This is a genomic window from Pseudomonas sp. AC083, from assembly GCF_979253165.1.
The window spans coordinates 1-8,766 of the sequence record NZ_CEEDDH010000032.1 but is presented as its reverse complement, the minus strand read 5'-3'; the positions used below and the strand labels follow the sequence as shown (position 1 = coordinate 8,766).

Sequence of the window (8,766 nt, the reverse complement as noted above, 5' to 3'; positions counted from 1 at the left end):
TTCCAGCACTGCGCCGAAGTGGTAAGCCGCCGCAGCCAGTGCGGTGGCCCAGATCGCCGCGCCGATGCCGTTGAGCAGCAAGTAACGCCCCGGTGGATAACCGGACAGGCCGATCGCCACCGGCATCACGGTGCGCAGGCCATAAACGAAGCGGAAGCTCAGGACCCAGATGTCCGGATGTTTGCGGATGTGCTCCAGCGCACGGTCGCCCATCATCTGCCAGCGCGGTTTGCGCGCAAGCAATTTGCGCCCGTGCTTGCGCCCCAGGAAGTACCACAGCTGATCGCCGGCATAACTGCCGAAGAATGCCACGACCACCACCAGGTTGATGTCCATGTATCCACGGAACGCAAGGAAGCCTGCGAGCACCAGAATGGTTTCGCCTTCGAAGAACGTACCGAGAAACAAGGCAAAGTAGCCAAAGTCGTGCAGAAATTGTTGGAGCATTGTCTGGGTGCTGGCGAAATGAACGCGCAGCCTAACCCTTCGGGCACATTCATGAAAGTGTCCAAATGTGTCTCGACGTGAACATTTCCTACATCGACAATGGATTGCGGCTACCTGTCACAGAGCACACATAACTGTCATCTGTTGGTCATAATGGCCGTCTATAACTGTCACGCTCGCCCGTTTGCCCGGGCTCAGGAGTCTGCCGTGAGCTTTACCCCCGCCAATCGTCTGTTCCCTGCCACTCGTCTGCGCCGCAATCGTCGTGATGATTTTTCGCGGCGCCTAGTGCGTGAAAACGTATTGACGGTCGATGATCTGATTCTGCCGGTGTTCGTGCTCGACGGTGAAAACCGCCGCGAAGCCGTGGCCTCGATGCCGGGCGTCGAGCGACTGACCATTGATCTGCTGCTTGAAGAAGCGGCGAAATGGGTCGAGCTGGGCATTCCGGCGCTGGCGCTGTTCCCGGTCACCCCGCCTGAGCTGAAATCCCTCGATGCCGCCGAAGCCTGGAATCCCGCAGGCATCGCCCAGCGCGCCACTCGCGCCCTGCGCGAGCGTTTCCCGGAGCTGGGCGTGATCACTGACGTCGCGCTGGACCCGTTCACCACCCACGGTCAGGACGGCATTCTCGACGAAGACGGCTACGTGCAGAACGACATCACTGTCGATGCGCTGGTGCGTCAGGCGCTGTCCCACGCCGAAGCCGGCGCGCAGGTGGTGGCGCCGTCGGACATGATGGACGGCCGCATCCAGGCGATTCGTGAGGCGCTGGAAATTGCCGGCCACGTCAACGTGCGCATCATGGCCTATTCGGCCAAATACGCCAGCGCCTATTACGGCCCGTTCCGCGATGCGGTGGGGTCGGCGTCGAATCTCGGCAAGGCCAACAAAGCCTCGTATCAGATGGACCCGGCCAATAGCGACGAAGCGCTGCACGAAGTCGGTGCCGACTTGTCCGAAGGCGCGGACATGGTCATGGTCAAACCGGGCATGCCCTATCTGGACATTCTTTTTCGGGTCAAAGATGCCTTCAAGGTGCCGACCTTCGTCTATCAGGTCAGTGGCGAATACGCCATGCACATGGCCGCTATCCAGAATGGCTGGTTGAGCGAAGCGGTGATCCTCGAGTCACTGACCGCCTTTAAACGTGCCGGTGCAGATGGCATCCTGACTTACTTTGCCGTTCGTGCCGCTCAATTGTTACGAGAGCAGAAATAGCCCTCCCAGGAACATTCCATGAATACCGAAGGACTCACTGAAGTTGCCGTAAAAGAAGCTCAGCCGGTGGTCGAGCAAATCACCGAAACCCCGCCGGAACTGGAGCCTGCGCCACCCGCGCCGGTCGCCGAAACCGCTGTGGCGGTGCCGGCGATCGCCATTCCCGGCCTGGATGACAGCAGCCTGTACATCCACCGCGAGCTTTCGCAATTACAGTTCAACATCCGCGTGCTGGAACAGGCGCTGGACGAGTCCTACCCGTTGCTGGAGCGGCTGAAGTTCCTGCTGATCTTCTCCAGCAACCTCGACGAATTCTTCGAGATCCGCGTCGCCGGGCTGAAAAAGCAGATCACCTTCGCCCGCGAACAGGCCGGCGCTGACGGCTTGCAGCCGCATCAGGCGCTGGCGCGGATCAGCGAGCTGGTCCACGGTCACGTCGACCGCCAGTACGCGATCCTTAACGATATTCTGCTGCCCGAGCTGGAAAAGCATCAGGTGCGCTTCATCCGTCGGCGCAACTGGACGACCAAGCTCAAGACCTGGGTCCGCCGCTATTTCCGCGACGAGATCGCGCCGATCATCACTCCGATCGGCCTCGACCCGACGCACCCGTTCCCGCTGCTGGTGAACAAGAGCCTGAACTTCATCGTCGAGCTCGAAGGCATCGACGCCTTCGGGCGCGACTCCGGTCTGGCGATCATCCCCGCGCCGCGCCTGCTGCCACGGATCATCAAGGTCCCGGAAGAAGTCGGCGGTGCCGGCGACAACTATGTGTTCCTGTCGTCGATGATCCACGCCCACGCCGATGACCTGTTCCAGGGCATGAAGGTGAAAGGCTGCTACCAGTTCCGTCTGACCCGAAACGCCGACCTGGCGCTCGATTCCGAAGACGTCGAAGACCTCGCCCGCGCCCTGCGTGGCGAGTTGTTCTCGCGGCGCTACGGTGACGCGGTGCGTCTGGAAGTTGCCGACACCTGCCCTAAACACCTCTCGGACTACCTGCTCAAGCAGTTCAACCTGAGCGAGACCGAGCTGTATCAGGTCAACGGCCCGGTCAACCTGACGCGCCTGTTCAGCATCACCGGTCTGGACAGCCATCCGGAGCTGCAATACACGCCGTTCACCCCGCAGATCCCGAAACTGCTGCAGAACAGCGAAAACATCTTCAGCGTGGTCAGCAAGCAGGACATCCTCTTGCTGCACCCGTTCGAGTCGTTCACTCCGGTGGTCGACCTGTTGCGTCAGGCGGCGAAAGACCCGCACGTTCTCGCCGTTCGCCAGACCCTGTACCGCTCCGGCGCCAACTCCGAGATCGTCGATGCGCTGGTGGATGCCGCGCGTAACGGCAAGGAAGTCACGGCGGTGATCGAGCTGCGCGCGCGCTTTGACGAAGAATCCAACCTGCAACTGGCCAGCCGCCTGCAAGCGGCGGGTGCGGTGGTGATCTACGGCGTGGTCGGCTTCAAGACCCACGCCAAGATGATGCTGATCCTGCGCCGCGAGGCTGGCGAAATCGTCCGTTACGCGCACCTCGGTACCGGCAACTATCACGCCGGCAACGCCAAGCTCTACACCGACTACAGCCTGCTGACCTCCGACGATGCCTTGTGCGAAGACGTCGGCAAACTGTTCAGCCAGTTGATCGGCATGGGCAAGACGCTGCGCATGAAAAAGCTGCTGCATGCGCCGTTCACCCTGAAGAAGGGCATGCTCGACATGATTGCCCGCGAAACCCAGTTCGCCCTTGAAGGCAAACCGGCGCACATCATCGCCAAGTTCAACTCGCTGACCGATCCGAAGATCATCCGCGCGCTGTACAAAGCCAGCCAGTCGGGCGTGCGCATCGATCTGGTGGTGCGCGGCATGTGCTGCCTGCGTCCGGGCATCGCCGGGGTCTCGCACAACATTCATGTGCGCTCGATCATTGGCCGCTTCCTCGAACACACGCGGGTGTTCTACTTCCTCAACGGCGGCGACGAGCAGATGTTCCTCTCCAGCGCCGACTGGATGGAGCGCAACCTCGACAAGCGCGTCGAGACCTGCTTCCCGGTGGAAGGCAAGAAGCTGCTGACCCGCGTCAAGAAAGAGCTGGAGCTGTACCTGACCGACAACACCCACAGCTGGAGCCTGCAGTCGGACGGCCGCTACATCCGCAACACACCCACCGGCAACCAGAACCCGCGCAGTGCCCAGGCGACGTTGCTGGAGCGGTTGGGCAGCCCGATACTGCCTGTCAGCAGTTGACCGTCAGCCCAATAAAAAAGGCGATCCCTCGGGATCGCCTTTTTTCTACCTACACTGATACCGACCTGTGGCGAGGGGATTTATCCCCGTTGGGCGCGAAGCGACCCCTTGAGTCAAAATCGGGCCTGCTGCGCAGGCCAGCGGGGATAAATCCCCTCGCCACAATCAGTGTCAATGCACCGTGAGAACAATCCCCACCCGCGTCAACCAATCGGCCTCGAGGCCGAAATCCGCCTGGGTCAGCTGATTTTCATCCAGCCAGTTCTCCGGGAATTCCACATCGAGATGGTCGCCATTGGCATGCAGCGCCACCTGCGGCATCGCCTGGGTTCCGCGAATGTGGTGGAACAGAATCGCAAACCGCAGCAGCACGCACAGGCGAATCAGCTTGATGCCGTCATCGCCGAATTCGCCGAACTTGTCCTTGGGAATATTGCGCCGGTGCCCGCGCACCAATAGCGCGAGCATCTGCTGATCCTCGCGGGAGAAGCCGGCCAGATCGGAGTGCTCGATGAGGTATGCGCCGTGCTTGTGGTAGTGATAGTGCGCGATGTCGAGGCCGACTTCGTGGACTTTCGCCGCCCAGCCGAGCAGTTCGCGCCAGATGCCGTCATCCAGTTCCCAGTCGACGGCGACCTGATCGAACGCGTGCAGGGCCTTGCGCTCGACCCGCGCCGCCTGTTCCAGATCGACGTGATAGCGCTCCATCAGCGAGGTCAAGGTGCGTTCGCGCACGTCTTCGTGATGATGGCGGCCGAGCAGGTCGTAGAGCACGCCTTCACGCAGCGCGCCTTCACAATGATCCATGCGTTGCAGTTCGAGGGCGTCGAAGATCGCTTCGAGAATCGCCAGGCCCGCCGGGAAGATCGCCCGGCGGTCAGGCTTGATGCCTTCGAAATCGATCTTGTCGGCGTCGCCCAGCTTGAACAGTTTGCGCTTGAGCCACGCCAGGCCTTCGGCGTTGACCTCGCCGCTGCCGTGGCCGCCAGCCTTCAGGGCCAGGCCGATGGCGCGAATCGTACCGGAGGAGCCGATGGCTTCATCCCAGGTCAGGCGATGCAGGGCGTGCTCGATGCTCATGATTTCCAGGCGCGCCGCCGTGTAGGCCTGGGCGTAGCGCGCCGGGGTGATCTTGCCGTCCTTGAAGTAGCGCTGGGTGAAACTCACGCAGCCCATTTGCAGGCTTTCGCGCAGCAACGGCTCGAAGCGCTGGCCGATGATGAATTCGGTACTGCCGCCGCCGATGTCGGCGACCAAACGTTTGCCTGGGGTGTCGGCGAGTGTGTGCGAAACGCCGAGATAGATCAGGCGCGCTTCTTCACGGCCGGAGATGACTTCAACCGTGTGGCCGAGGATTTCCTCGGCGCGGCGGATGAATTCGCCACGGTTGCGCGCTTCACGCAGGGCGTTGGTGCCGACGATGCGCACGGCACCGAGCGGCATACCGTTGATCAGTTGCGCAAAGCGCTTGAGGCAATCGAGGCCGCGCTGCATCGATTCTTCGTTGAGCTGGCGCGCGTCGTCGATGCCGGCGGCCAGTTGCACCTTCTCGCCGAGGCGCTCGAGGATGCGGATTTCGCCGTTCTGGGCCTTGGCCACGACCATGTGAAAGCTGTTGGAGCCCAGGTCGATTGCGGCGATCAGGGACAGATTCTTGGCTTGGGATTGCGGCATGGTCAGGGGGTCTCGGTCGATAACCCCGACATCGTGCCACGATCAAACGCTGGCGCCAACGCGCATGGTTCAAACCCTTGATTCAGCGCAGAAAGTCTGGGGATCGCGACGCGGCCATTCGCGAGCAGGCTCGCTCCCACAGGTGACCGCATTCCCATGTGGGAGCGAGCCTGCTCGCGAAGAGGGCATCACTGCCTCAGAAAATCTTCAGGCTGTCGCCTCCACCGTGCCAATAAAGTTCGCCAGCTCGGCCGTCTGCGGATTGGCAAACAACACCTTCGGATCGCCCACCTCATGGACTTTACCGTGGTGCATGAAGACCAATTTATCGCCGACTTCCCGGGCAAAGCGCATCTCGTGGGTGACCATGATCAGCGTCATGCCTTCCTTGGCCAATTGCCGCACCACGCTGAGCACTTCATTGACCAATTCCGGGTCCAGTGCCGAAGTGATTTCATCGCACAGCAACACCTTCGGCGACATCGCCAAAGCCCGGGCAATCGCCACCCGCTGTTGCTGCCCGCCGGACAGGCGATCCGGAAAGGCATCGAATTTCTCCCCGAGCCCGACTCGCTCAAGCATTTCCCGCGCCAGTTCGGCAGCCTTGGCCTTGGGTACTTTTTGCACCACTTGCGGCGCGAGCATGACGTTCTCCCCGACGGTCAGGTGCGGGAACAGGTTGAACTGCTGGAAGACCATGCCGACCTTCTGCCGCAGGCTGCGCAGATCAGCGCGGGCGGCGTCGAGGTATTCGCCGTCGACTTCGATCACGCCGTCGTTGATCGACTCCAGGCCATTGAGCGTGCGCAACAGGGTCGATTTGCCCGAGCCACTGCGGCCGATGATCGCCACGACCTGGCCTTCCTCGACGCTGAGGTCGATGCCTTTGAGTACGTGGTGATCGCCGTAGTATTTATGCAGGGCGGAAATTCTAAGCAGAGGCATGCAGTCTCCTTTCCAGGTAGCGCGCACTGAGGGACAAGGGGTAGCAGAGCAGGAAGTAGCCGAGGGCGACGAGCCCGTAGACCATGAACGGTTCGAACGTGGCGTTGGCGAGCATGCCGCCGGTCTTGGTCAGTTCGGTGAAGCCGATGATCGAGGTCACCGCTGTGCCTTTGACCACTTGCACCGAGAAGCCCACGGTCGGCGCCACGGCGATGCGCAGCGCTTGCGGCAGGATCACGTAGCGCAACTGCTCGAGCGGATTGAGCGCCAGGCTCGACGAAGCTTCCCACTGACCGTGGGGAATGGCCTCGACGCAACCGCGCCAGATCTCCGCCAGATAGGCGCTGGTGAACAAGGTCAAAGCGATCGCGGCGGCCATCCACGGCGAAATCTCGATCCCGGCCAGCGCCACGCCGAAGAACACCAGAAACAGCTGCATCAGCAGCGGCGTGCCCTGAAACAGCTCGATCCAGGTGCGGGCGATGCTGCTGGGCAGTGTGTTCTTGGAGATGCGCATCACCAGAATCAGCAGGCCGACGAGGCCGCCGCCGATGAATGCCACCAGCGACAGCGCCAGCGTCCATTGCAGGCCGGTGAGCAGGTTGCGCAGGATGTCCCAGAAAGTGAAATCGCTCATTGGCTGCTCCTCGCAATGAACCGGCGCCCGAACCAGTTGAGCAACTGGCGGATCAGCAGCGCCATGCACAGGTAGATCAGGGTGGTCAGCGCGTAGGTTTCAAAGGCGCGGAAGTTGCGTGACTGAATGAAGTTGGCGGCGAAGCTCAATTCTTCCGTGGCGATCTGCGAACACACCGCCGAACCGAGCATGACGATGATGATCTGGCTGCTCAGCGCCGGCCAGACCTTGCCCAGCGCCGGCAGCAGGACGACATGGCGGAACGCTTCGAAGCGGGTCATCGCCAGTGCCGCAGCCGCTTCCAGTTGCCCCCGCGGAATCGCCTGGATGCCGGCGCGGATGATTTCGGTCGAATAGGCGCCAAGGTTGATCACCATCGCCAGCACCGCCGCCTGCCACTCGGAAATCTGCACGCCGAGCGACGGCAGGCCGAAGAAGATGAAGAACAGTTGCACCAGAAACGGCGTGTTGCGGATCAACTCGACGTAGACGCCGAAGATCGCCGAGAACGGGCGGATGTTCCACGCCCGCACCAGCGCCCCGACAATCCCGACGCCGACCCCGAGCAACGCGCCGATGGCGGTCAGCTCAAGGGTGAACAGCGCCCCGCGCAGCAACAGGTCGGTGTTTTCCACCACCGGCATGAAATCGAACTGATAAGCCATGAAGGTCTCCCGCGCAGTCGATCAGAGATCGGCCGGCAGCGGCTCTTTCAGCCAAGTCTGCGAGTTCTTTTCCAGTGCGCCGTCAGCTTTGGCGGTGTTGAGGATGTCGTTGACCTTGGTCAGCAGCGCCGCTTCGTTCTTGTTCACACCGACGTAGACCGGGGAATCCTTGAGCTTCACTTTCAGCGCCGGTACGCGCTTGGGGTTCTTCTCGCTGATGGCCACCATCACCACGTTGCCGCTGGCGATCAGATCGACTTGCCCTGCCAGATAAGCAGCGATGGTCGAGTTGTTGTCTTCGAAACGTTTGATGGTCACGCCTTCGGGGGCGACTTTGCTCAGCTCGATGTCTTCAATGGCGCCACGGGTGACGCTGATGGTCTTGCCCTTGAGGTCGTCGAGGCTGGTGATCGCAGCGTCTGGCGGGCCGAACACGGCGAGGTAGAACGGCGCATAGGCGCGGGAGAAGTCGATGACCTTCTCGCGCTCGGCGTTTTTGCCGAGGCTGGAAATCACCAGATCGACTTTGCCCGTGGTGAGGAACGGGATGCGGTTGGTGCTGTTGACCGGGGTCAGTTCGAGTTTGACCTTGAGTTGGTCAGCGAGCAGTTTCGCCGTGTCGATATCCAGGCCGCGCGGCTTCATGTCCGGGCCGACCGAGCCGAACGGCGGGAAGTCCTGGGGCACGGCGACTTTGAGCGTGCCGCGTTTGACCACGTCGTCCAGACCGTCGGCGTGAGCGGGGGCCTGGCACAGCAGCAGGCCGGCAAACAGGGAAGCGAGGAGGGCGCTGTAACGCTGGGTCATGGACAATCTCCGGATCGGCGGGAAGTGGTTGCTGCGATCGGACAGAGCATGGGCCGTGCCAACAGGCGGATTTCGCCCCGGCAGGCCGCAGTAGCAGCGGCTTCGTTCGGTCTTACTGGTCTGAAC

The 8,766-nt window shown here is 61.7% G+C and carries 8 protein-coding genes; 2 read left to right on the top strand and 6 right to left on the bottom strand.

All coding sequences use genetic code 11. The features are described 5' to 3' along the window. A partial coding sequence (locus AC0IXA_RS27090; protein WP_471814856.1) for a DedA family protein occupies nt 1–447 on the bottom strand: 447 nt, incomplete at its 3' end. A 207-nt stretch (nt 448–654) separates the two neighbouring features. On the opposite strand from AC0IXA_RS27090, the gene hemB reads away from it, so the two are divergent. Both hemB and ppk1 read left to right on the top strand, forming a co-directional pair. Then, nucleotides 655–1,668, top strand: a complete 1,014-nt coding sequence (hemB, locus tag AC0IXA_RS27085; protein WP_341638149.1) for a porphobilinogen synthase — start codon at nt 655–657, stop codon at nt 1,666–1,668. A gap of 18 nt (nt 1,669–1,686) precedes the next feature. Beyond that, nucleotides 1,687–3,912 carry a polyphosphate kinase 1 gene (gene ppk1, locus AC0IXA_RS27080; protein ID WP_016772619.1) on the top strand — a complete coding sequence of 742 codons (2,226 nt, stop codon included), beginning with the start codon at nt 1,687–1,689 and terminating at the stop codon, nt 3,910–3,912. Nucleotides 3,913–4,083: 171 nt separating this feature from the next. Here ppk1 and ppx read toward each other — a convergent pair whose 3' ends face one another. From ppx to AC0IXA_RS27055, 5 genes are all read right to left on the bottom strand, one after another. Continuing rightward, nucleotides 4,084–5,586, bottom strand: a complete 1,503-nt coding sequence (ppx, locus tag AC0IXA_RS27075) for an exopolyphosphatase (RefSeq protein ID WP_341638148.1) — start codon at nt 5,584–5,586, stop codon at nt 4,084–4,086. 207 nt (nt 5,587–5,793) lie between these two features. Beyond that, nucleotides 5,794–6,531: an amino acid ABC transporter ATP-binding protein gene (locus AC0IXA_RS27070; protein ID WP_007911148.1), complete on the bottom strand. Its 738-nt coding sequence runs from the start codon at nt 6,529–6,531 to the stop codon at nt 5,794–5,796. Further along, entirely contained in the window at nt 6,518–7,168 is a 651-nt protein-coding gene (locus tag AC0IXA_RS27065; protein WP_016772621.1) for an amino acid ABC transporter permease, read from the bottom strand. Before AC0IXA_RS27065 ends, AC0IXA_RS27070 begins: the two co-directional genes overlap by 14 nt. Then, complete coding sequence (locus AC0IXA_RS27060) at nt 7,165–7,833, bottom strand: amino acid ABC transporter permease (RefSeq protein ID WP_341638147.1); 669 nt, start codon at nt 7,831–7,833, stop codon at nt 7,165–7,167. The genes AC0IXA_RS27065 and AC0IXA_RS27060 overlap by 4 nt, the downstream gene beginning before the upstream one ends. A 21-nt stretch (nt 7,834–7,854) precedes the next feature. Beyond that, entirely contained in the window at nt 7,855–8,640 is a 786-nt protein-coding gene (locus AC0IXA_RS27055) for a transporter substrate-binding domain-containing protein (protein ID WP_076564506.1), read from the bottom strand. Between the last annotated feature and the right edge of the window lie 126 nt (nt 8,641–8,766).